At 70.8% G+C, this 22,492-nt stretch carries 22 protein-coding genes; 7 read left to right on the top strand and 15 right to left on the bottom strand.

Annotation, left to right across the window (positions count from 1 at the left end; genetic code table 11):
• Nucleotides 1-38 precede the first annotated feature (38 nt).
• Both ACQPWU_RS25000 and ACQPWU_RS24995 read left to right on the top strand, forming a co-directional pair.
• Nucleotides 39-2,342, top strand: coding sequence for a phosphoketolase family protein (locus tag ACQPWU_RS25000; RefSeq protein WP_433444128.1), 2,304 nt, complete (start codon nt 39-41; stop codon nt 2,340-2,342).
• Entirely contained in the window at nt 2,318-3,496 is a 1,179-nt protein-coding gene (locus ACQPWU_RS24995; protein WP_433444126.1) for an acetate/propionate family kinase, read from the top strand. The genes ACQPWU_RS25000 and ACQPWU_RS24995 overlap by 25 nt, the downstream gene beginning before the upstream one ends.
• Nucleotides 3,497-3,508: 12 nt before the next feature.
• On the opposite strand, the gene ACQPWU_RS24990 is transcribed toward ACQPWU_RS24995, so the two are convergent.
• From ACQPWU_RS24990 to ACQPWU_RS24975, 4 genes are all read right to left on the bottom strand, one after another.
• Nucleotides 3,509-4,525: a PAS domain-containing sensor histidine kinase gene (locus tag ACQPWU_RS24990; RefSeq protein WP_433444124.1), complete on the bottom strand. Its 1,017-nt coding sequence runs from the start codon at nt 4,523-4,525 to the stop codon at nt 3,509-3,511.
• A gap of 78 nt (nt 4,526-4,603) precedes the next feature.
• Nucleotides 4,604-5,023 (bottom strand): ATP-binding protein, encoded by a 420-nt coding sequence (locus ACQPWU_RS24985; protein WP_360707179.1) that lies wholly within the window; start codon nt 5,021-5,023, stop codon nt 4,604-4,606.
• Nucleotides 5,024-5,117: 94 nt separating this feature from the next.
• Entirely contained in the window at nt 5,118-5,762 is a 645-nt protein-coding gene (locus ACQPWU_RS24980; protein ID WP_433444122.1) for a response regulator transcription factor, read from the bottom strand.
• Nucleotides 5,763-5,974: 212 nt separating this feature from the next.
• A complete protein-coding gene (locus ACQPWU_RS24975) occupies nt 5,975-6,421 on the bottom strand; it encodes a hypothetical protein (protein ID WP_433444120.1) in 447 nt (148 codons plus the stop codon).
• Between the two features lie 7 nt (nt 6,422-6,428).
• Between ACQPWU_RS24975 and ACQPWU_RS24970 the strand changes: the two genes are divergently transcribed.
• From ACQPWU_RS24970 to ACQPWU_RS24955, 4 genes are all read left to right on the top strand, one after another.
• Entirely contained in the window at nt 6,429-6,704 is a 276-nt protein-coding gene (locus tag ACQPWU_RS24970; protein WP_433444118.1) for a hypothetical protein, read from the top strand.
• Nucleotides 6,705-7,183: 479 nt separating this feature from the next.
• Nucleotides 7,184-7,747, top strand: coding sequence for a hypothetical protein (locus ACQPWU_RS24965; RefSeq protein WP_433444116.1), 564 nt, complete (start codon nt 7,184-7,186; stop codon nt 7,745-7,747).
• A gap of 95 nt (nt 7,748-7,842) precedes the next feature.
• Entirely contained in the window at nt 7,843-8,433 is a 591-nt protein-coding gene (locus tag ACQPWU_RS24960) for a copper resistance CopC family protein (RefSeq protein ID WP_433444114.1), read from the top strand.
• Nucleotides 8,423-9,412: a hypothetical protein gene (locus tag ACQPWU_RS24955; protein ID WP_433444112.1), complete on the top strand. Its 990-nt coding sequence runs from the start codon at nt 8,423-8,425 to the stop codon at nt 9,410-9,412. Before ACQPWU_RS24960 ends, ACQPWU_RS24955 begins: the two co-directional genes overlap by 11 nt.
• Before the next feature lie 56 nt (nt 9,413-9,468).
• Here the strand turns inward: ACQPWU_RS24955 and ACQPWU_RS24950 are convergent, their stop codons facing one another.
• The 9 genes from ACQPWU_RS24950 to ACQPWU_RS24910 all read right to left on the bottom strand — a co-directional run bounded on the left by ACQPWU_RS24950 (nt 9,469) and on the right by ACQPWU_RS24910 (nt 18,540).
• The gene (locus ACQPWU_RS24950) at nt 9,469-10,062 is read right to left on the bottom strand and encodes a pentapeptide repeat-containing protein (protein ID WP_433444110.1); all 594 of its coding nucleotides are present in this window, start codon (nt 10,060-10,062) and stop codon (nt 9,469-9,471) included.
• Nucleotides 10,063-10,079: 17 nt separating this feature from the next.
• Nucleotides 10,080-11,240: a cation:proton antiporter gene (locus ACQPWU_RS24945; RefSeq protein ID WP_433444108.1), complete on the bottom strand. Its 1,161-nt coding sequence runs from the start codon at nt 11,238-11,240 to the stop codon at nt 10,080-10,082.
• Nucleotides 11,241-11,248: 8 nt separating this feature from the next.
• Nucleotides 11,249-11,650, bottom strand: coding sequence for a TrkA C-terminal domain-containing protein (locus ACQPWU_RS24940; protein WP_433444106.1), 402 nt, complete (start codon nt 11,648-11,650; stop codon nt 11,249-11,251).
• A 114-nt stretch (nt 11,651-11,764) separates the two neighbouring features.
• Nucleotides 11,765-12,805, bottom strand: a complete 1,041-nt coding sequence (locus tag ACQPWU_RS24935) for a fatty acid desaturase family protein (protein ID WP_433444104.1) — start codon at nt 12,803-12,805, stop codon at nt 11,765-11,767.
• 215 nt (nt 12,806-13,020) lie between these two features.
• Nucleotides 13,021-14,160 carry an FAD-dependent oxidoreductase gene (locus tag ACQPWU_RS24930; RefSeq protein ID WP_433444102.1) on the bottom strand — a complete coding sequence of 380 codons (1,140 nt, stop codon included), beginning with the start codon at nt 14,158-14,160 and terminating at the stop codon, nt 13,021-13,023.
• 26 nt (nt 14,161-14,186) lie between these two features.
• The gene (locus ACQPWU_RS24925) at nt 14,187-15,803 is read right to left on the bottom strand and encodes an MFS transporter (RefSeq protein ID WP_433444100.1); all 1,617 of its coding nucleotides are present in this window, start codon (nt 15,801-15,803) and stop codon (nt 14,187-14,189) included.
• A 95-nt stretch (nt 15,804-15,898) separates the two neighbouring features.
• Complete coding sequence (locus ACQPWU_RS24920; RefSeq protein ID WP_433444098.1) at nt 15,899-17,299, bottom strand: FAD-binding oxidoreductase; 1,401 nt, start codon at nt 17,297-17,299, stop codon at nt 15,899-15,901.
• Nucleotides 17,300-17,316: 17 nt separating this feature from the next.
• Nucleotides 17,317-17,574: a hypothetical protein gene (locus ACQPWU_RS24915; RefSeq protein ID WP_433444096.1), complete on the bottom strand. Its 258-nt coding sequence runs from the start codon at nt 17,572-17,574 to the stop codon at nt 17,317-17,319.
• Nucleotides 17,575-17,643: 69 nt separating this feature from the next.
• Complete coding sequence (locus tag ACQPWU_RS24910) at nt 17,644-18,540, bottom strand: hypothetical protein (RefSeq protein ID WP_433444094.1); 897 nt, start codon at nt 18,538-18,540, stop codon at nt 17,644-17,646.
• Nucleotides 18,541-18,800: 260 nt separating this feature from the next.
• Here ACQPWU_RS24910 and ACQPWU_RS24905 point away from each other — a divergent pair, with 260 nt between their 5' ends.
• Nucleotides 18,801-20,501, top strand: a complete 1,701-nt coding sequence (locus ACQPWU_RS24905) for an exo-alpha-sialidase (RefSeq protein WP_433444092.1) — start codon at nt 18,801-18,803, stop codon at nt 20,499-20,501.
• Here ACQPWU_RS24905 and ACQPWU_RS24900 read toward each other — a convergent pair.
• A complete protein-coding gene (locus tag ACQPWU_RS24900; protein WP_433444090.1) occupies nt 20,492-21,091 on the bottom strand; it encodes a DUF4142 domain-containing protein in 600 nt (199 codons plus the stop codon). The two genes, ACQPWU_RS24905 and ACQPWU_RS24900, sit on opposite strands and share 10 nt — an antisense overlap.
• Nucleotides 21,092-21,443: 352 nt before the next feature.
• Complete coding sequence (locus ACQPWU_RS24895; protein WP_433444088.1) at nt 21,444-22,475, bottom strand: tyrosine-type recombinase/integrase; 1,032 nt, start codon at nt 22,473-22,475, stop codon at nt 21,444-21,446.
• Between the last annotated feature and the right edge of the window lie 17 nt (nt 22,476-22,492).

Genomic DNA, 22,492 nt, shown 5'->3' with positions numbered 1-22,492 from the left:
ATGGATTCAGCACGTCCTGTGGAGGAAGCTGCAGGGACATGGACCATATCGACGCGTACTGGCGGGCGGCGAACTACCTGTCCGTCGGGCAGATCTACTTGCTGGACAATCCGCTGCTCAGCGAACCGCTGCGGCCGGAGCACATCAAGCCGCGCCTGCTCGGCCACTGGGGCACCACGCCCGGGCTGAACTTCTGCTTCGCCCACCTCAACCGGGTGATCAAAGAGCGGGACCAGGACATGATCTACATCGCCGGTCCCGGGCACGGCGGGCCCGCCGCGGTGGCGCACTCGTGGCTGGAGGGCTCGTACTCGGAGCGCTATCCGGACGTCTCTCAGGACGTGGAGGGCATGCGGCGGCTGTTCCGCCAGTTCTCCTTCCCCGGCGGGATCCCGAGCCACGTCGCCCCCGAGACGCCCGGCTCGATCCACGAGGGCGGGGAGCTGGGCTATTCGATCGCGCACGCGTACGGAGCCGCGTTCGACAACCCGGACCTGGTGGTGGCGTGCGTCATCGGCGACGGCGAGGCCGAGACGGGCCCCCTCGCGGCGAGCTGGCACTCCAACAAGTTCCTCGACCGCGACCGCGACGGCATCGTGCTGCCCATACTCCACCTGAACGGCTACAAGATCGCCAATCCGGCGGTGCTCGCCCGCATCCCCGAGACCGAGCTGCTCAAGCTCATGGAGGGGTACGGCTACCGCCCTCACATGGTGGGCCCCGACCACGGGGAGATGGCACGCGCGCTGGACACCGCGTTCGACCAGATGGCCGCCTACAAGCGCGGCGAGGCCGACCGGCTGCCGATGATCGTCCTGCGCACGCCGAAGGGGTGGACGGGGCCGCGCGAGGTGGACGGCAAGCAGGTCGAGGGCACGTGGCGGGCGCACCAGGTGCCGCTGGCGAAGGTCCGCGAGAACCCGACCCACCTGGCCATGCTCGAGGAGTGGATGCGCTCGTACCGGCCGGAGGAGTTGTTCGACTCCGGCGGCAGGCCCGTGGAGGGGATCCTCGACACCGTGCCGCGCGGCACGCGCAGGATGAGCGCCAACCCGCACGTCAACGGCGGCGAACTGCTCGTGCCGCTGCGGCTGCCCGACTTCCGCAGGCTGGCGGTCGAGGTCAAGTCCCCCGCCACGCAGTCGAGCGAGCCGACGCGCGTGCTGGGCGGGTTCCTGCGCGACGTGATCGCCGCGAACCCCCGGACGTTCCGGCTGATGGGCCCCGACGAGACCGAGTCGAACCGGCTGTCGGAGGTGTTCGAGGTCACGGACCGGGCGTGGGGCGCCGAGATCCTGCCGACGGACGAGAACCTGGCCCCCGGCGGACGGGTGATGGAGGTGCTGAGCGAGCACCTGTGCCAGGGCTGGCTGGAGGGCTACCTGCTGACCGGCAGGCACGGGCTGTTCAACTGCTACGAGGCGTTCATCCACATCGTGGATGCCATGTTCAACCAGCACGCCAAATGGCTGGAGTCGTCGCACAAGATCCCGTGGCGGCGGCCGGTGGCGTCGCTGACGTACCTGCTGTCGTCGCACGTGTGGCGGCAGGACCACAACGGGTTCAGCCACCAGGACCCGGGCTTCCTCGACGTGGTGGTGAACAAGAAGGCCTCAGTGGTACGCGTCTACCTGCCGCCGGACGCCAACACCCTGCTGTCGGTCGCCGACCACTGCCTGCGCTCACGCGACTACGTCAACGTGATCGTCGCGGGCAAGCAGCCGGTGCTGGACCTGTTCACCATGGACGAGGCCATCGCGCACAACACCCGCGGCCTGGGCATCCTGCCCTGGGCCTCCACCGACGACGGCACCGAGCCGGACGTGGTGCTGGCCTGCGCGGGCGACGTGCCCACGCTGGAGACGCTGGCCGCCGCCGCGCTGCTGCGCGAGCACATACCCACGCTGAAGGTACGGGTGATCAACGTCGTGGACCTCATGCGGCTCCAGCAGCCGTCGGAGCACCCGCACGGCATGCCGGACGCCGAGTTCGACACCCTCTTCACCACGGACAAGCCGGTCATCTTCGACTTCCACGGCTACCCGTGGCTGATCCACCGGCTCACCTACCGCCGCCGCAACCACGGCAACATCCACGTGCGCGGCTACAAGGAGGAAGGCACCACGACGACGCCGTTCGACATGGCCATGCTCAACGACATCGACCGCTACCACCTCGTCATGGACGTCATCGACCGCGTGCCGGGGCTCGGCGCCACCCAGGCGCATCTGCGCCAGCGCATGAGCGACACGCGGCTGCTGGCGCGCACCTACACGCGCGACCACGGCGAGGACGCCCCGGAGATCAGGTCGTGGACGTGGCCGGACGCATCCTCGTACTGAACACGGGCTCGTCGTCCATCAAGTACGAGCTCGTGGACATGCGCACCCGGGAACGCCCGGCCAGGGGTCTGGTCGAGCGCATCGGCGAGGAGCGGGGGCGGCTCACGCACCACGCCGGGGACGGGCCGCCGTACGTGCGGGAAGGCCCGTTTCCCGGGCACGGCGAGGGGCTGGACGCGGTCATGGAGGCCTTCGAGATGGCCGGACCGGAGCTGGACCCCGTCGCGGTCGGGCACCGCGTCGTGCACGGCGGGACCAGGTTCACCGAGGCGGTGCTCATCGACGACGAGGTGATCGGCGCGATCGAGGAGCTGGCGCCCCTCGCCCCCCTGCACAACCCGGTCAACCTCACCGGCATCCGGGTCGCGCGCACGGCCTTCCCCGGAGTGCCGCAGGTGGCGGTGTTCGACACCGCGTTCCAGCTCACGCTGCCGCCGGAGGCGTACACGTACGCGGTGCCGCGCGACTGGCGCGAGCGGCTCGGCGTGCGGCGCTTCGGCTTCCACGGCACCTCCTGCGCGTACGTCTCCCGCCGCGCCGCCGCCTTTCTCGGCCGCGACCTGGCCGGGCTGAACCTGATCGTGCTGCACCTGGGCAACGGCGCCAGCGCGACCGCGATCTCCGGTGGGCTCAGCGTCGACACCTCGATGGGCATGACGCCCCTGGAGGGACTGGTCATGGGCACGCGCTCGGGCGACGTGGACCCCGCGCTCGGCGGCTACCTGGCGCGGGTGGACGGGATGGACGCGCGGCGGGCGGAGAGCGCGCTCGACCGCCACGGCGGCCTGCTGGCGCTCGCCGGGACGGGGGACATGCGTGAGGTACGCGCCCGCGACGACGCCGAGGCCCGGCTGGCCCTGGCGGTCTACACCCGGCGCATCCGCAAGTACGTCGGCGCCTACTACGCGCTGCTCGGGCGGGTGGATGCGATCGTGTTCACCGGCGGGGTCGGGGAGCACGACGCCGCCACGCGCGCCGAGTCCCTGGCCGGGCTGGACCGCCTCGGCATCGCCGTGGACCCGGCGCTCAACGCGGCCGCCTCGCCGGACGAGCGGGCGGTGTCGCCGCCGGGCGCGGAGGTGGCCGTGCTCGTCATCCCCACGGACGAGGAGTGGGAGATCGCCCGCCAGGCCGTCGCCCTGATCGGGCCATGACGGGCCGACCGGTCACAACGGGCTGATCGGGTCATGACGAGCGCGCGGGATGGCGGGCACCCAGAACTCCACGGACGTACCCTCGCCGGGCGCGCCGCGGATGTCCCACCAGCCGCCCGCCGTCTCGGCCCGCTCACGCATCTCGATCAGCCCGAAGTGCCCGTCCTGGCTCTCCCGGTTCGCGACCCCGATCCCGTCGTCGCGCACGCGCACGTGGATGCCGCCGTCGAGCGAGGCCAGCCGCACGCTGACGGAGTTCGCCCCGGCGTGCTTGCGCACGTTCGTCAGGGCCTCCTGGCAGATGCGGAACACGGTGATCGCGGCCTCGGCGGGCGGCTCGCCGCTCAGATCGTGCGCCAGCTCGTACGCCATGCCCGCCATCTCCCGCTCCAGGTACGCGGCCAGCCCCTCCACCAGCCCGTCGCCCGGCGGGCGTAACCGGAAGGCCAGGTCGCGCAGGCGCCCCACGGCGGACTCGACGGCGTCGTCAAGCGCGCGGACGGCGGCGGCGTCCTCCTCGGGCAGCCGCTCCCCGAGGGCGCGCAGCCGCATCCCGACCGCGATCATGGCCTGGATCGTGTCGTCGTGCACGTCGGAGGCGATGCGGCGGCGCTCCCGCTCCTGGGCCTGGACGAGGTGGGCGAGCAGCAGGCCGCGCTCGTCCAGCGCCCTGGCCATGCTGCGCCGCTCGGTCAGGTCGCGCGTCACCTTCCCGAATCCGCGCAGGTCGCCGTGCTCGTCGTACAGGGCGGTGATGACCACGCTCGCCCAGAACCTGGTGCCGTCCTTGCGCACCCGCCACCCCTCCTCCTCCCACCGGCCGTCGGAGGCGGCCGTCTCCAGCTCCATGGGAGGCTTGCCGGCCGCCACGTCCTCGGGCGGGTAGAAGACGGAGAAGTGGGTGCCGATGATCTCCTCGGCGGTGTACCCCTTGATGCGTTGAGCTCCGGCGTTCCAGCTCACGATCCTGCCGCGGGGGTCGAGCATGAAAATGGCGTAATCGCGGATGCTCTGGACGAGCAGCCTCATATCCTCTTGTGGGAGATCATCCACGGCCATACCGCAGCTTTTCACGACACAGCGTGAGGTCTCAAACCGCCTTCGCGATCAGGGCTCGCAGCGGTGGCTCTGGACCGGGGCGAGGCTGGGCGCCAGCTCGCACCACACCACCTTCCCTCCGTCGCGGGGCGAGATCCCCCAGCCGGTGGACAGCAGGCCGACGACGTGCAGCCCCCAGCCGTTCGCCGGACCCGGCTCGCGCGGCTCGGGCAGCCGCTCCCCGGCGTCGCCCACCTCGACGCGCACCTGCGACGCGCTGCCCCTCATCCGCAGGGACGGCGGGCCGTCGCCGTGCACGAGCGCGTTCGTCACGAGCTCGGACACCACCAGCAGGACATCCTCGTGATGGCCCTGGTAGCCGAACTCGGCCAGGGCCCGCCGGGCGATCCGGCGCGCCGCCGTGATGCTGCCCATCTCCTTCGGCAGGGGCGTGTCCACCTGGTACGGCCCCACCTCCTCGCTGCCCACCCCTTTACTCTCGGGTAACGCGGCACCCGATCACGAGACGCAACCGCTCCAAGCCGCCTGGTACGGCTGGGGGACGCGAGATGGTGCAAATGCATCAGTCGAGCAGCCCGTCCCTGCGGGCGAGCGCCACCGCTTCCAGCTTGGACCTGGCACCGAGCTTCTCCAGGACGTGCTGTACGTGGTTGCGCGCCGTGTTGCGGGCCACGCCGAGGCGTTCGCTGATCTCGAGCGTGCCGGCGCCCTCTGCCAGGAGGAGCAGCGTCTCCCGCTCGCGAGCCGTCAGCGCCGCACCCAGCAGCCCCGCCCGTCCGGTCAGCCGGTCGAGCATCCCCGGCAGCAACCCGGGCGCGAGCACCACCCCGCCGGCCGCCACCTCCCGCACGGCCGACTCCAGCTCCCCCAGCCGGGACGACTTCACCACCAGCCCGGCGCCCCCGGCCGCCACCACCCTGGCCGCCACCGAAGCGGTCGCCTCGCCGGTCAGCACCAGCACTCGCGCCTTGGGCGCCGCCGCGGCGAGCCTCTCGATGGCCCCGATCCCGTCACCGTCGGGCAGGCGGCGGTCGAGCAGGACGACGTCGGGCTGGAACCTCCCGGTCTCGGCCACGGCCCCGGCGATGGTCCCCGTCTGAGCCACCACCTCGAAGCCGGGCGCCCTACCGAGCGCCAGCCCGATGGCCTCGGCCACCATGGCGTGGTCCTCGACGAGGACCACCCGGATCGTGGGGGGAATCGCCATCCTTCGTCATGCCTCTGTCCGTGGGTCCTGCTCCCGCACGGGCCGCCCCGGGGGAACGGCCGGCGCCACGAGAAGTCTCCCACGACCCACCGCCGGCCGCACGACCTCGCGCCGCTCCGCTCGCCCCCTCGGCTCTCGACCCGACCAGGTCCCCCGGCTCTCCCCTCAAAGGGCCACCATGCACAAGCGGGCGTAGAAGGGTGGCTTCCCGGTCACTTGCTGAATACCTGGCGCCCCTGGAACTTCGGGCGCTTGGTCTCCCAGTACTTCCAGCCCTCCACCCTGGCGGGCACGTTGGCGATCCCGCTGGCGACCTCGACGTCGCGGCACGTCCCGAGCTGCGACCAGGCCGACCAGCCGATGCGGTAGCCGAAGACCCGGTACCACAGATTGCCGTACTTCCCTTTGCTGATCTCCCGCGAGTATTCGTGGCCGATGAAGACCATGTGCCGCTCTTCGAGGTGCGGAAGCCCCATAAGGCGCAATTGCCGGACCACGTCCGCCGTGGTGAACTTCTCGGTGAACGTCCATAGCCTCTCATTCTCGGTCTCCAGGAACGCGCGTATTTCGTGCTCCCTGGTGACCGACACCGTCATCGTGCCGCCGGGGCCGTCGATGAAGCGGGTCCGGGGCAGGAAGAAGTTTCGCGGCGAAATCATATTGACCTTGAAGAAGAGATGCTCGTTGCACCTGCCGTGGGGCACGGCAATGTGGGGGAAGGGACGGACGGCGGTGGCCGTCTCCTTCGATGTCGCCGTCTCCGTCGCGGTCGCGGTCGTGGTGACAGTCGGGGTAGGAGTCGCGGTCGGGGTAGGAGTCGCCGTCGCCGTTGGGGTTGGGGTTGGGGTTGGGGTCGGGGTCCGGGTCGGAGCCGCCATCACCGCCGGGGACGGGATCGGGATCGGGGCCGGGGACGGGATCGCGACCCCGACGCGGATGTAAGAGTCGTCGTCCGCGGTCGCCGCCGGGGTCGAGGTCGCGACCAGAGCCATCGAAAGGGAGCCATATATCGCCCTTTTCATCGCGTGACGTGCCATAGGCCGGGTGGGCGTGGCTGTGGCTTTTGTCCGGGAATTGGGCGTGAACATATACCTTTCCTCTCGAAATCTGTCGCAATTGACCCGGGGGCTGTAATGCGGCCCATACCTGCCCGCCAAGCGGGCCGAACAAGATCGATACGATGTTCGCAGTAGCCTCGAGCCATGCGCACAACGCCACGCCGATGGCAAATTCCCCGTGCCCGGAAAGAGCCGGTGAAAAAGTGTCATTACCGGGCCGCGTCTTTGACAAAAGACGCATCATGGCGACCTGGCGCCACGATGGCCTGTCGCGCGGTTCGCGACGCCCCTCGTCGCCCAGGAGAGTTCGGCCGCGCGTGAAATCTGAGACTTCCTCCCAGATTTTCGAGGAGAATATCGGTTGTGTCCTCCGCGTCGTCAGTGCTGCGTCTTGGCCGGGCCGTCGTGTTCGCGACGGTCTGCGGCGCGGTGTCGGCGGGCGGGCACGCGCTGGCGGGCGGCGGGCTCGTGCCGTTCGGGGTCTACCTGGCCGGGGTGCTGGCGGCGTTCGGGCTGGCGTACCTGATCGACGGGCACGAGCGCGGCCCGGCGGCCGTGCTGGCGGCGACCACCGGCACCCAGATGGTGCTGCACCAGCTCTTCGAGCGGCTCGCACCGGCCGCGGGGGCGAGCCCGGGGCACGGGCATCCCGCGTCCGGCATGGCGCTGGTGCATCTCACGGTCGCGGCGCTGACGGCGTGGTGGCTGCATCGGGGCGAGCGCGCGCTGTGGCTCATGATCCGCCTCCACGCCGGGCCGCCGCCGCTCATCCGGCTGCTCGCCGCCGCCCCGGCCGAGGTCACTGCCGAGCTCACCACGCCCTCGTGGCGGCCGGTGACCCCCGATCTCCCCGTGTACGCCGGCAGGACCGTCTCCGGCGCGATCAGCAGGCGAGGCCCGCCCGGCGGGCCAGGGCACTTCGGCTGAAGTACATGTCCCTTGGCACGCCCCGCTGGGGCATACCCTTGCCTTTGTCCGGACGGCGCCACGCGCGGCCCGGAAGATCGTTCTGGAGACCCATCATGGCGTTCCTGCCACGTCACATCCTCGGGGCGGCACTCGCGTGCGCCCTCGCCCTGATGTTCACCGCTTCCCCGGCGCTGGCCCACGACTCGCTCAAGAGCAGTTCACCCGCCAAGAACGCGCAGGTCGGCTCGGTCGACGAGATCGAGCTCGAATACAGCGCCGGCGTCAAGTTCCCGTTCGTCGTGCTGCACGACGCGGCGGGCAAGGCGGTCCCGCTCGGCAAGCCGCGGCTCGCCGGTCCGAAGGTGCTCACCGACGTGCCCCAGCCACTCGCGCCGGGCGCCTACGTCATCGCCTGGCGCGTCGTTTCATCCGACGGGCATCCCATTGAGGGCGAAATCCCCTTCAGCGTGAAAGGATCAGCTTCTTCATCGGCCACCGGCAAGGGACCGACGGCGAGCACGCCGCCTCAGGCGGCAGCGTCCGCCGCGGTGTCTACTGCGGCCGGCGAGCAGTCCGCGGCGGCGTCGGCGGGTGTTCCCGGCTGGATCTGGGGCGGGCTGGCGGTGCTTGTCGTGCTGGGTGCGTTCGTCCTGATCTGGACCGCGCGCCGCGGCCGAGATCGGGAGGAAGTGGATGCGGATTGAGGAAGCCCGGCAGATCGCCCGGCAGTGGGTGCTTGAGGAGGGCGCCGCACTGCCGGGCTTCGACGGGGCGTTCCTGACCGGGTCGGCCCTGTGGGCCGACCCGGCCGATGAGCTGGCCCCGACCTCCGACGTGGACGTCGTCGTGGTCGCGGACAAGCCGGCCCACCTGGGAAAATTCACCTACAAGGGGATCTTGCTCGAGGTCTCCTCCGTTCCCGTGCTCGGCTCCGCGCACGACGTGCTGAGCGACTACCACCTGGCCGGCAGCTTCCACCTCCCGTGCGTGCTGGCCGACCCGTCCGGGCGGCTCACCGAGATCCAGCGGGATGTCTCACGCGACTTCGCCCAGCGGCCATGGATCCTGGCCCGCTGCACCAACGCCATGGACCGGGTGCGCGGGTTCATCAACGGCATCGACGAGCGCGCGTCCCTGCCCGACCAGGTCGCCTCGTGGCTGTTCGGCACCGGGGTGACCACACACGTCCTGCTGGTGGCCGGGCTGCGCAACCCCACGATCCGCCTCCGGTACGTCGCCGTGCGCGACCTGCTCGCCGAGCACGGGCGGCTGGACTTCCACGAGAGCCTGCTCGACCTGCTGGGCTGCGCGAACCTCAGCGCGGCGCGGGTCGAGCGGCATCTGGCCGCCCTGGAGAAGGTGTTCGACGCGACGGCCGCCGTGCGGGCGCCCTCGTACCGGTTCGACTCCGACATCTCCCCGCTGGCGCGGCCGATCGCCATCGACGGCACCCGGGACCTGATCCGGCGCGGGCTGCATCGGGAGGCGGTCTTCTGGCTGGTGGCCACGTACGCGCGCTGCCTGGCGAAGCGGTCGGCGGCCGGTGAGTCGGGCTACGAGGACGGCTTCCGCGAGCTGCTGGCCGACCTGGGTGCCGAGACGCGCAAGGACCGCCGCCGCCGGGGAGACCTCGTCCTGGCGGCCCTGCCGGGAGTGTGGCAGACCGCGATGGCCCTGTGCTGACAGGTCACGCCAGGTAAGGAGTCGCCTGCCGGGCGGTGAATTCCTGGCGAGGTGCCTTAGTCCCGCACGTCCAGCCCCAGGGCTGTGGCCACGACCGTAGCCTGGAAGGGGTCGATGATCGCGCCCTTGAGCGTGACGGTGTGCGGGTCGAGCGTGCTCAGGTCGCTGCCGCGCAGGTCGCACCGCGTCAGGTCGGCGCCGCGCAGCGACGCCCCGGACAGATCGGCCCGGCGCAGCTCGGCGCCCGCCAGCCGGGCCCCCGCCAGGTCGGCCTCCCGGAGCCGGGTGCCGCGGAAGGCGCTCCCCCGCAGGTCGGCGTTGGGCAGGCTGACGTACGACCAGTCGCCGCCCTCGACCTTGAGCAGGCCGTACGTGCAGCCGTCGAACACGCTGCCCGTCAGCTTGCACCCGTCGAACGTGGCGTCGAAGAACGAGCACCGCGTGAACGTGCAGTTGAGGAAGCGGGCGTCGTCGTGCACCGACACGTTGAAGCGCACGTTGCTGAAGTGGCACTCCTCGAACGAGCAGCCGTGGTCGGCGAGCTCGGTCATGTCCACGTCCTGGAACAGCACCCGGCGGTAACTCTCGCCGGAAATCTCGATGCTGTCCCAGTCCGTGGACCAGATCGTCTTCTCAGTGGGCTGGACCATGCGAACAAACTAGCGGATCAGGCCCGCTTCGCGATGGCCGTGATGAGAGGTTGCACCAGCTTGGCCGCCAGCGGCCCGAACGCGGCCAGGATGAGGACGTACGCCGCCGCGAGCGCGCCGAGGTCGGGATGCGCTCCCGCGCCCACCGCGAGGCCCGCGATCACGATGTTGAACTCACCGCGCGGGATGAGCGCGATGCCCGCTCGCGCCTGGCCCGCCTTGGCGATGCCCGCCCTCCTGGCCGCGTACGCGCCGGTCAGCAGCTTGGTGACCATGCTGATCAGGGCGAGCAGCGCGGCCAGCCCCGCCACCGGCAGGATCTTGGCCGGGTCGGTCTGCAAGCCGAAGAACACGAAGAACACCGCCGCGAACAGGTCGCGCAAGGGCGCGAGCAGCGCGTGCGCGTCCTCGGCGAGCTTGCCGGACAGCGCGATCCCGACCAGGAACGCGCCGACGGCCGCCGACACCTGCAGCTGCTGGGCGAGCCCGGCCACCAGCAGGGCCAGGCCGACCACCTTGAGCAGCAGCACCTCGGAGTTCGGGCTGGACACGAACGCCTCGATGTACCGCCCGAACTTCAGGGCCACGACCAGCACCACGCTCACGGTCAGCAGCGCGATGCCCACCGAGATGGCCCCGCTCACCAGGCTCAGCCCGGCCAGCATGGTCGTCAGGATCGGCAGGTAGACGGCCATCGTCAGGTCTTCGAACACCAGCAGCGACAGTACGGTCGGCGTCTCCCGGTTACCGATCCACCCCAGGTCGGACAGGACCTTGGCGGTGATGCCGGAGGAGGTGGCATAGGTGACGCCCGCCATCGCCACGGCCGCCACCGGCCCCCAGCCCAGTAGTAATGCGCAGATGGCGCCGGGCGCGGCGTTGAGCACCAGGTCGACGATGCCCGCACGGGCGTTGCCCGTCAGGCTCGTGACCAGTTCGTCGGCGTTGTACTCCAGGCCGAGCGTCAGCAGCAGCAGGACGACGCCCAGCTCCGCGCCGACGGAGATGAACTCCTCACTGGTGGCCAGCGGCAGCACACCGCCGGTCCCGAAGGCCAGGCCGGCGATCAGATAGAGCGGGATGGGCGAGATGCCGACGCGCAGCGCCAGCGCGCCCAGGACCCCCAGACCAAGTAGAACTGCACCGAACTCGAGAAACAGGACCGCGGTTTCGTGCACCCGCGGTCCTACCCGTCCGCCAGGATGCCGGCCACGTCAGCGGTGCTGTCCTCGCTGCCCACGACCACCACGACGTCGCCCGCCCTGAACACGAACTCGGGGCCGGGGCTGGCGAACACCTGCCCCGCGCGCACGACCGCGACGATGGAGGCACTGGTACGGGTCCGCACGCGCGCGTCGCCCATGGGCCGCCCGACGTAGGGAGAGCCGGCGGGGATGGGCAACTGCACGCTGACCAGGCCCTCGACCTCCCGGTGCAGCTGGTTGAGCCGCTGCACGATGCGGGGCGCGCCGAGCAGCTCGGCCAGGGCGTCGGCCTCCTCGTCGTTGAGCTTGACCACGTGGCACACGGCGTCGGGATCTTCCGCGTCGTAGATCACCAGATCCCGGCGGCCGGTGCGGTGTGACACGACGCCGACCCGTTGTCCTTTACGAGTGGTGAAATCGTGTAGTAGCCCGATGCCCGGCAGTGCTGTCTGTTCGACCTCCACCTATCCCACCCGTTCAGATCCACCTATTTGCGTCTAAACCCTACCAATGCGTAGCGGACGTCCAACCTCGTGCAGGTGGCGCATGGCCTGCGACCACGACTCGACCAGGCCGCACTCCATGTAGTCGACGCCGATCGACTCGCAGTACTCACGGACGATGGGCTGCGCCTTGCGCAGGTTCGCCGTGGGCATGTTGGGGAACAGGTGGTGCTCGATCTGGTAGTTGAGGCCGCCGAGCGCGGTGTTGACCAGCCGGCCGCCGCGCACGTTCCGTGAGGTCAGGACCTGCTTGCGGAGGTAGTCCAGCTCGTCCTCCGCGGTGAGCACCGGCATGCCCTTGTGGTTGGGCGCGAATGTGCAGCCCAGGTAGATCCCGTAACACGCGAGGTGCACGGCGAGGAACACCAGCGCCTTGCCGGGTGAGAGCACCAGGAACGCCGCGCTCAGGTAGGCCACGTTGTGCGCGATCAGCAGCAGCCCCTCGGTCTTGCGGCCCTTGAGCGACTCTCGGCGCAGCCCGCGGAAGCTCGCCACCTTCAGGTTCAGCGCTTCCAGGGTGAGCAGGGGGAAGAACAGGAACGCCTGCCAGCGCCCGATGAAGCGGGGCAGCCCGCGGGCGACCTCGGCCTGGTTACCCGACCAGAGCAGCACGGCGGGCGAGACGTCGGGGTCGTGATCCTCGTGGTTGGGGTTGGCATGGTGGCGGGTGTGCTTGTCCATCCACCAGCCGTAGCCGAGCCCGATCGCCAGGTTGCCCACCAGCAGCCCGGCGATCCGCGACATGCGCCGCGACCGGCAGATCTGACCGTGCGCCAGGTCGTGGGCCAGCAGCGTCACCTGGGCGAACGCCACGGCGAGCAGCATCGCCACGAGCACCTGCCACCAGGAGTCGCCGACTGCGGCGAACAGCGCCCAGCTCCCCGCGAACAGCCCCCCGACGAGGCCGATCCTGGCCGTGTAGTAGCCTGGCCGCTTGTCGAGCAACCCCGCCTGGGCGATGCGGCGCGACAGCTTCGCGAAGTCGCTGCCCCGCTCCCTCGATGCCCGGTTACGGGGAGTTTCGACCACAGTCACAGTGTGTCTCCGATGCTGGTGATTCCCGAACGCGAATACTCATCAGCATCGCTGTGGCGGAGTCTATGCGAACTCCCGCGCTCACCCATCTTTTGGTAAGGCTGGCCCTACCAAAAGGCTGCCCCCGCCGCCTGGGGACAGGGCCGGCCACCGCACTCAGCGTGGCACTGGACGACCTCACCTGGTGGGGAATGGCGGGCGGCGGGGGCGCCGGCTCAGATCGGCTGCAGGGCCGGCAGCTCCGTCACGGGCATGGCGGCCTCGCCGTAGACGTGCAGGTCCGGGCGGAAGGCGGCGAGATAGGCGTCCCGGTCGCGGAAGGTCGCGATCAGGGCGTCACCGTAGTCGATGAGCTGGCCGTGGGCATGCTTGCGAGGCTCGTAGTGGGCGGACAGCAGCCGGTCGAGCAGCTCCTTGTCGCCGCCGGCCGCGCAGATGACGTCGGCCAGGATCTCCGCGTCATGGAGCGTGTAGCTCATGCCCATCCCGGTCATGGGGTGGCAGGCGAACGCGGCCGAGCCCAGCAGCGCCGCGTTGCCCTTGTGGTACGCCCCCAGCCGCAGCGAGGAGACCTTGATCCGCTGCCAGGTCGCCGACTGGAGCGAGTCGAAGGCGTCCGAGCTGTCGGTGACGAACTTCTTCAGCGCGTCGACCAGCGCCGGGATGCCGTCCTGGAAGATCTCCCTGTCGTCCTCCGGGGGCAGGCCGACGAACACCCTGGCCTGGTCCCTGTTGAGCGGATAGAAGTAGGTGAACCAGCCATCCGAGCTGAAGTACAGCCGGTTGAGCTGCGCGATGCTGGCGGTCAGCGGCACGGTGGCCACCCGCATCACCACCCGCTCGTACGGCACCGTGCACGGCTCGATGTCGAGCGCCTGCCGCACGGCCGACTTGGTGCCGTCCGCGCCGATCACGACGCCGGCCCGCAGCCGCCGCCCGTTCGACAGCGCCAGTTCTTCGACACGGCCGTCATCCATCGCGATGTCGTCGATGCTCGCATCGAACCAGAAGTCGACGCCCTCCATGGCGCAGCACGTGTAGATGAGCTCGACCAGCTCCCGGTAGGGGCGGATGAGGAACCCGTCCGGGAAGCGGCAGTCCTGGATGGGCTCGCCGTCGTGGTAGTAGCGGATGACGTCGCGCCTGAGGCCATGGCGTCCGGCGAGGTCGGCCAGCCCGTGCCGGGCGAGAACCCGGAGCCCGGGGGGCTTGAGGAAGTCGGCGCCCGCGCTGGGGACCGAGGGTCCCTGCTCGATGACGACGACGCGCTGGCCGCGGCGGCTCAGCAGTAAGGCGAGGAAGCAGCCGCCGAGTCCGGCGCCGACGATGGCTACGTCGCACGATGTGGTTGCCATGACGAGAGCCCTTTCAAATGGTTGAACTAGTTCGTGTGCCCGCGGGTGGAGGCGAGCGGGCCCGGCTCGGCCGCTCGCTGCCGCGGGACAGTGTCCATGGCGGGGTCGACGGCGGGCTCCATGGCGGGGTCCGCAGCGGTGTCCATGGGGGGTGTGCGGGTCTCGACCGGCAGCAACGCGTCGGCCTCCGCCGCCACGGTGGCGAGGGTCATGCGCAACTCCAGCAGCATCCGGCGCGGCACCTTGATCATGACGTCGCCCGGGTCGGTCCGCAGCCGGGTGATCTTGGTGAGGGCCAGTGCGCCGATCAGCACCGAAATGGCCACGCACAGCGCGAGCGCGCCCGCCAGGCCGGCGAAGGGGCCGGTCATGAACGGGTGGTCGATGACGACCGACACGACGGCGACACCCACGGCGCCGCCGACCATGCGCGCCATGGTGGCCGCGCCGACGGCGGAGGCGTACTGGTGGGGACGGGCGGCCAGGGTGGTGGCGACGGAGGTGCCGGGCGCGAGCGCGCCGACGCCGACGCCGACCACGACGCTGGCGACCAGGCCCCACACGGTGGGCCCGGCCTGGGTCAGCACGAGCACGCAGGCGCCGCCGCAGAGCAGCGAGCCGGCGTAGATCAGGCCGTACGCGCCGACCCGCTTGACGAGGCGGCCGGCCAGGAAGCTCGTCACGACGACCGCCACCGACGTGGGCGTCAGCCACATGGCCACTTCGAGCATGGGGTAGCCCAGGTGGAGCAGGTACAGCGGCTGCACGGTCAGCAGGCCGTACGACAGAGCGCCGAAGCCCCAGGTCGCCAGCCAGCCCCAGACGAACCTGGGGCGCCGCCACAGGGCCAGGTCGATCGCGGGCAGGCGGTGGTGCTTGGCCTGCGCGAGCGCGCCGCCCAGCAGGGCCAGCGCGGCCAGCGCCAGCCACACCACGTCCATGCCCCAGGCCATCGCCTTGGAGATGGCCAGCACGATGACCGCGATGCCCGCGGCGAGCAGCCACGCGCCCAGCATGTCCGGCACACCCCTGGCCCCGGCGCGCTTACCCGGCGGAAGCCCGAAGCAGGCGATCAGGAGCGCGACGCCGATCACGACGTCGGGGACGAACAGCGACCGCCAGCCGACGGTGGCGGCCAGCCAGCCGCCGCCCGCCTGCATGAGCAGGCAGCCCAGCCCGGAGGCCGAGCTCCACAGCGCGATCGCGCCGCGCCGCTGGGACTCCGGCAGCTCCCCGAGCAGCAGCCCGAGGCTGGCCGGGATCATCGCCGCGGCGCCTGCGCCCTGGACGGCCCGCGCCGCCAGGACGTACGACCAGGAGTCCACCAGGACGGTGGCGATCCCGCCCAGCACGAACACCACGAGCCCGACGGCCAGGACCCGCCGCCGGCCGCACAGGTCCGCCCAGCGGCCCGCGGTGGCCAGCAGCGCCGCGATCGGGATGAACGCCGCGCTGGTCAGCCAGACCAGGTCGCCCAGCGGCATGGCGGCGCCGGCGGGTGTGTACCGCAGGACTCCGACTGCCAGGGTGGTGGCCGTGGTGTCGGCCATCACCGTCAACATGACACCCGCGCCGACCAGCCGCAGCATCACTGCGTGACGGCGGTCTACGGTGCTCGTCCCCCGCGCTGGTGACGAACGCACGTGGTCACCTCCAAGCTATGAGTGGTCTCCGCCGACCGGCACACTCCGGCTGTGCGACCGGCGGAGTCGGGACAGATCGTTCGAAGTCCGGTTGGTCAGGCGCCGTAACGGCCGGGAGAGAGCAGGCCGTCCGGGTCGAGAGCGGTCTTGAGCCGGTGCAGCATGCCGAGGCTGGCGGTGCTGGTCTCCGACCACACGTCGGCCGCGGCGTGGTCGATGTCGGAGCGGTAGATGGCGCACCCGTGCCCGCGCAGCAGGCAGTTGCCGTCGTTGCGGAGCTGGTGGGCGCGGTGGGGGGCGTCCGGCGCGCCCCGGTCGAAGAAGATCTGGATGACGCCGTTGGCCATGTGCCGGCTGACGAGGTTCCACTCGACCATGAGGGCGGTGCTGTGCGCGTCCACGGCCGTCTGGAGTGCGGTCAGGATGTGCTCGGTCCGTCGCGCGTGCATGGGCATCAGCGGCATCAGCGCCAGGAAGCCCATCTTGCCCTCGTCGATCTGGTCGCACGAGGTCACGCCGAGCGCGTTGCGCACGCCCAGGCAGGTGGGGATGCCCTGCGCCATGAGCGCCCTCACGTAGAGCGGGTCACTGGGTGCCACCTCGGCGGCGTCCACCACGCGCAGCGCCTCGGCGCCCTCGACCTCGATGAGCGCCTTGCGGAGCAGTTCCTCGGCCAGCTCCACGGCGGCGTCGCTACCCAGGAGCGGCCCGAGGATGCTGAACAGGCTCGGGTCGACCCCCTTCGGCAGCCTCCAGTCGCCGTGGCTGGGCGTGAGCGACAGCTCGCGCACGCGCAGCAGCCCGTCGGCCGGGTTGCCGCGGCGCAGGAAGCCGGTCATCGCGCCGATCGCCGTCCCGACCTGGTCGCGCTGGAAGCGGCCGTGCACGAGGGCGATGGTCTGCGGGCGCGGCACCAGGGCGACGGCCATGGCGGTGACGATGCCCAGGTTGTGCTGGACGAACGCGGGCGTCAGGTCGGGCCCGGCGACCCGGCCGTGGTAGCGCCCCACCGGGTCGAGCCCGCCGGTGGTGACCACGCTGCCGTCGGCGAGCACGGCCTCGATCCCGGCGACGTCGTGGACCCGCGAGCGGAAGCAGCCGTCGCCGCGGTCGAGCGCGTTGCCGACGACGGAGGTGTCGGCGCAGGAGGCGGTGACGTTCAGCATCCACGGGGTGTCACGCAGCACCTCGGAGAGCTGCGCCTGGGTGACTCCCGGCTCGATGACCGCGTAGCCGGCCTCCAGGTCGAGGCTGCGGATGCGGTTCATGCCGCTCAGGTCGACGACCAGGTTGTCGTCGGTGACCGGCATGGCCGAGCCCATGCCCCAGTTCCTGCCGGTGCTGATCGGGTAGAGGCGGCGCGCGGACGCCGTGGCCCGCCGTACGAGCGCGCGTACCTCGTCGAGGCTGCGCGGCGCGTCGATTCCCGCCACGGAGCGCGGGTGGTGGCCCCCGACCTCGTGCGACCTCAGCTCCAGTCGCTCTAATTCCTGCATGACTCTCCTCTTTCGGCTCACGCGGTGTGCTGGAGCAGGTCGTCGATGGAGCCGATGGCCTGGTTGGACATCTCCCTGATGCCGAGCAGCCGCTGCTCGACGAACACGTCGGGCACGTCGGGCACATCTGTGGTGTCGGCGAGTTCGAGGGTCCCGCGCGGCGGCGCCTGCACGGGGACCTCGTGCAGGCCGTACGGGTGCCGGCGGCCTCTGGAGGTGTCGGTGTCTCGAGTGTCACGCCTGGTTCTGGTGGGCAGGTGCGGGGGGGTTCGCATGACGGGGGCTCTCCTACCGGACTCGAACGGGTTCTTCCGGGCGACCGCTCGCCGTTGAGCGGATCTGATTCAGCGTGCGCCCTCCGGGTGGTCGAGGTGCTCGACCAGCGGAGTGACGGCCGCGGGGTTGGCCCGCGGCACGCCGTGGTTGATGACGCTCGCGGCGATGCGGCGCTCCGCCAGCCCCATGTGGGGACGGCCGGCGGTGCCGCCCGAGCTCGGCCGGGCGCCGGCCGAGCCGCGGATCATGGAGCTGGCATGCACCCATCGGCGCGACTCTGCCAGCACGTCCCGCTGCGCGCGGGACAGGTCGGAGTGCCGGGCGTACTGCTCGCACACGGCTCTGGCCAGCACCCGCGCCATGACGAGGTGCTCCTCGCAGGCGGCCGCGACCTTCGACTCCAGGCCGAGGACCTGGGCGAGGAGCAGTTGCAGGTGCGCCAGACCCGAGCTGCGCTCGAACCCTTCGAGCTCGGCCAGCCGCTCCGGCCAGCGCAGCCGCCGCTCGATCGAGGCGCACACGGCCGCCACGACCTGCGCGGGGGGCTGGTCCGGGCGCTGCCCGTCGAGCTGCACGGCCCGCTGTGCGGTCGCTTCGAAGTCGGTCAGCCGGCGCAGCCCGCTCTGGAGCAGGCGTACGCGGTTGTGCAGGCAGGCGGCGCTCCATCCGAGGACCAGCAGGCGGTCAGCGTCGGCCTCGCAGTGCCAGCCGACCAGGGCCACCTCGCGGGCCATGCGGTGGTAGAGCACCCAGGACTCCTGCCGGCCCACCGGCACCGGGGTGTCGATCCACACCTGCAGGCCGCCCGGGGGCACTTCGTCGACGCCGACGTCCATGCCGCCGGGCGCCACCCTGGCGCAGATCCCCTGGACCACCCGCTGCTGGGCGGCTGTCTCCGGCGCCAGGGGCACCGGGCCTGGCAGCACTCGCTCTGGGGCCACTCTCGCCCTCGGCTCGATGCTCATCTGGGGCCACCTCCTGACCCGTGGCCTTCTGCGGCCTACGTAAATTGACACTTAATAGTGCCGTCCCGATAGTCGTCACGGGGCGGATTTCTGTCAACTGTCACTTAACGAAGACGGTATGGATCGTGGGGAGGGCGCGGGCCCCGCCCGGTGAACCGGCGACTTCCCGCTGGTGAATGCCGTGTTACGGAGCGTGGATCATCTAGAGTCCGTACGGTTCCGCTAGCGCGGTGATTCGGGGGAGGAACGGGACGGTGCCGATGGCAAGATCCATGGTCGTGGCCCTGTCGGTGGCCGTGGCGGCGCCCACGTGCTCGGGCGTGGCGCAGGCGGAGACCGGTTACTGCCGGCTACCGGATCAGCCCGTCGCGAGCGAGGCTAACCCGATCGCCACTACTTCCTCACTCGGCTGGATTCATCCCCTTCCGCCGCCCGCCAACCGGGAGCCGACGGAGTCCGAGCGGCTGGACTTCGCGGGCTTCCCCAACGTGTCGGCTCTCGACGTCGTGGGGCACGACGGCGCTCCTCGCCAGAAGGTGCTCAGCACCTTCACCACGAACGTGGACGAGATCGTCACCCTCACCAACGCGGCGGCGGTCTCCGACGACGGCGGGCTCACGTTCGGCCCGGCGAGCCGGACGCCGCTGCGCGAGGCGCCCATCGAACTGCTCGACGGCCGCTACTTCGCCACGGAGTACTACCTGCAGCGGACCGGCCCGCACACGACCCGGCTGGGCGTGCTCACCTCGAGGTCGCCGGACGACCAGGAAAGCTGGGAACGCTCGGAGTCGACGCTGTCCACCCCCGGCGACCTGATGCCCGGCGGGGCCTCGCACGGGGTGCCGATCCAGCTCGCCGACGGCACGATACTGATCACGGTGTACGCCCGTTACAGCGACACGGGGACGTACCAGGCCGAGGTGTACGCCAGCCGCGACGGCGCGCGCACGTTCCAGCGGCGCGGTGTGATCGCGCGGCCTTCGGAGGGGTTCGTCTACAACGAGGCGGCCGTCGAGCAGACGATGGACGGGAGCCTGCTGGCGGTGCTGCGCCGCGACGGCGGCCCGTACTCCACGCTGCACCAGAGCCGCTCCACCGACGGCGGCCGCACCTGGTCGCCGGTCAGCGAGCTGCGCTTCTCGGGCCCAGCGGGTCCGATCGACTGCGTGGTGCGCGGCGTGGCCCCGCGGCTGCTGCTCACCCCCGGCGGCGTCCTGGTGCTCAGCGCCGGGCGCCCGGACAACTGGCTGGCCGTCTCCCCCGACGGGCTCGGCGGCGAATGGCTCTGGCCGCAGGTGACGTACCACAACCGCGACGGCATCTGGGACACGCACGGCTCGTCCGGCTACACCGGGATAGCGGCGCTGGGCGCGCACAAGCTGATCCAGGTGTTCGACAACTGCAAGCTGCCCGGAGTGCGTCCCGACGGGCTGCTGAACGAGACGACCTGCCCGGCCCACGGGCGCTTCGAGAACGGCGGCTGGTACGCGATCAAGCGCCGGCTGTTCACGATCGCCGGACCCGCGCCGGGCCTGCTGGACCTGGCCGCCATGCGCCGGCGCGGGACGCTCGGCATCGAGACCACCATGCGCTGGACCGGCCGGCCGAGGTCGCGCCCCAGCGCGGCCTTCGACGGCAGCACCGGCTACTGGTCGAGCGCCGTCGCCGCCGGCCGCGGCCGGTACGTGCTGCACCTGGACCGGCAGTACTCGCTCACCCGCATCGGCCTCAGCCTGCGCCCCGGCCACGCGGCCGGCGCCCGCGTGTACGTCTCCGAGGACGGCCGCTCATGGGGCGAGCCGGTCATGACGATCACCGGCAGGACGGACTACGCGCTCCACTACTCGGAGATCGCCGCCACGGGCCGCCACATCAAGATCGTCACCGACCCGACCTCCCGCTGCGACCCGGAGATCGGCCGGACGTGCAGCATGCTCAACGAGATCGAGCTCTACTCGTGACCGGTGGGCGTCATCGGCGACCGGGGCGTCTCCGACCCTGGGGACGGTTGCGGCGCCGGGCTGGCGCTCTGGGCCTGCTGGAGCGCGGACAGGTGCTTCTGCAGTGACGGCACCGCCACCTTGGCCAGCGCCACCACCGCGGGCGACGACCCGTGGGCCACCTCCGTCTGCGTGGCGGCCAGCGCCTGCGTGTGCGCGTTGATCATGCCGGCGATGAACTCCTGGTCGAAGTCCTTGCCCGTCGCGTCCTGCAGCCGGACGATTTCGGCGCGCTGATCGGCGCTCGGGGACGCGGGGAGCTTGATGCCGAGCTCCGTGGCCGCCTTGGTGACCTTGGTGTCGAGGTCGGTGTGGTCCATGACGAGCATCTTCCCGATCGCCTTGACCCGCCGCGCGCCGCCTTTGCCCTGCGCGAGCTGTCCCGCCTGCATCTCGGCCAGATTGCCCTCATGGATGGCCCGCATCCAGGCCCTGTCCTGCTCGGATGGCTGGGTGCCGGTATGCGGCGCCAGGCCCGCGGTGTCCGTCGGCACGCCGGCGCACCCCCCGAGAGCGGCGACGGTCAGGGCGGTCAGCAACAAAGTGCGCATGAGTTTTTTCCTATGACATAGCGATACGTCTCCCTTACAGAGGGTAATCGCCGCCCTCGCGGCGCCTCGGCATTCCGGATATTCGGGCGCGTCAGGCTTTCAGCCGGGCTCGGTCGCATTCCTTGCCCGTGGGCCGTCGACAATATGACGAGCATGAGACCGATGTGACTGGAGCCCCGAATGACCCGCCCTGCCCCTCGCTCCCCCGAACAACACCCTGGACCGGCTCGAACACGACGTGGACGCCTGGGTGGCCACGGCGGACGAGGGCGGGGTCCCGTACATGGTGCCGCTGTCGTTCCTCTGGGGGGACAGCCGGAATACGACAGAAAGACACCGCGGCCGGGTGTTCCTACTGGTTAGTGGCGTCGGTGGGGTGGGGCGAGGTGTTCGGTGACTGCGGCGATTGCTTCGCTGCCTGGCCGGATGTAGCGCATGGCGGTGCGGGGGTTCTTGTGCCGGGTCTTGGCCATGATGAGCTGCAGGGAACTTCGGCGTCGCCGAGGTGAGTGGCGGCGGAGTGGCGGAGCTGGTGGAGGTTGAGTCCGGCGTGCTTCTCTAGCAGCACGCGGGCGCGGTCGTAGCCCAGGCGGGCCCGGCCGGTATATGGACAGATGTCGGCGGCCGCGGGCCGACGGGCAGGGACGGGGCGACGTTCGGACAGGAACAGAGGCCCCCGGGCGCGCTGCGTCCTGTTGGGCAGCCGGAGCAGCCGGGGCAGGAGATGGGCGGCGCCGGTGTCCCAGTGCACCCATTCGATCGCGCCGCCCTTGGATCGGATCGGTGCGCGGCGTCCTTCCAGGTCAAGGTCTTCGACGTTGAGGGCGAGGATCTCGGCAGCACGGGCGGCGGTTTCGTAGAGCATCCGCCACAGGGTCTTCTCACGCAGCGGCACGTCCCGGCGCGACAGCAGCCGGTGGATCGTCGTCTTCGTGACCGCCTTGGTTTCGTCCGGGGTCTCGCGGCGCCGTTCGGCATCGCCCGGCACCGATGGGGCCGCCCACCGCTTTTTCGTCGTGCACCAGGTGAACCAGGAGGAGACTGCGGCCCGGTTGCGGTTCCACGTCGCTGGCGCGCACTCACCCCACAACCGGGTGAGCGCAGCTCCGACCTCGTCGTCGGCGACGTCAGTCAACAGCCGGCTCGCACCCAGAACCGCGACGGTCCGGTCGATCGCCGAAGCGTAGGCGCGATGCGTGTTTGGATTGCCGATCCTGTTCGTCGACAGAAACTGCTCGGCGGCCGCGGCGAGGTCGACGCCGTCGCCGCGCAGCGGCGAGACCTTCCGGCCCGCGACCGCCATCACACCGACGTCCGGATGATGTACCGGATAACGTGCGCTGGTCGCGCACTGTCCTGGGGAACGAATCTCCTGCTCGACCACGGCGGCTTGCAGCTCAT

It is taken from the genome of Nonomuraea sp. CA-141351, from assembly GCF_050944675.1.
Taxonomy (GTDB): domain Bacteria; phylum Actinomycetota; class Actinomycetes; order Streptosporangiales; family Streptosporangiaceae; genus Nonomuraea.
The sequence above is the reverse complement of the archived record's forward strand: the minus strand, read 5'-3'. Positions and strand labels throughout refer to the sequence as shown.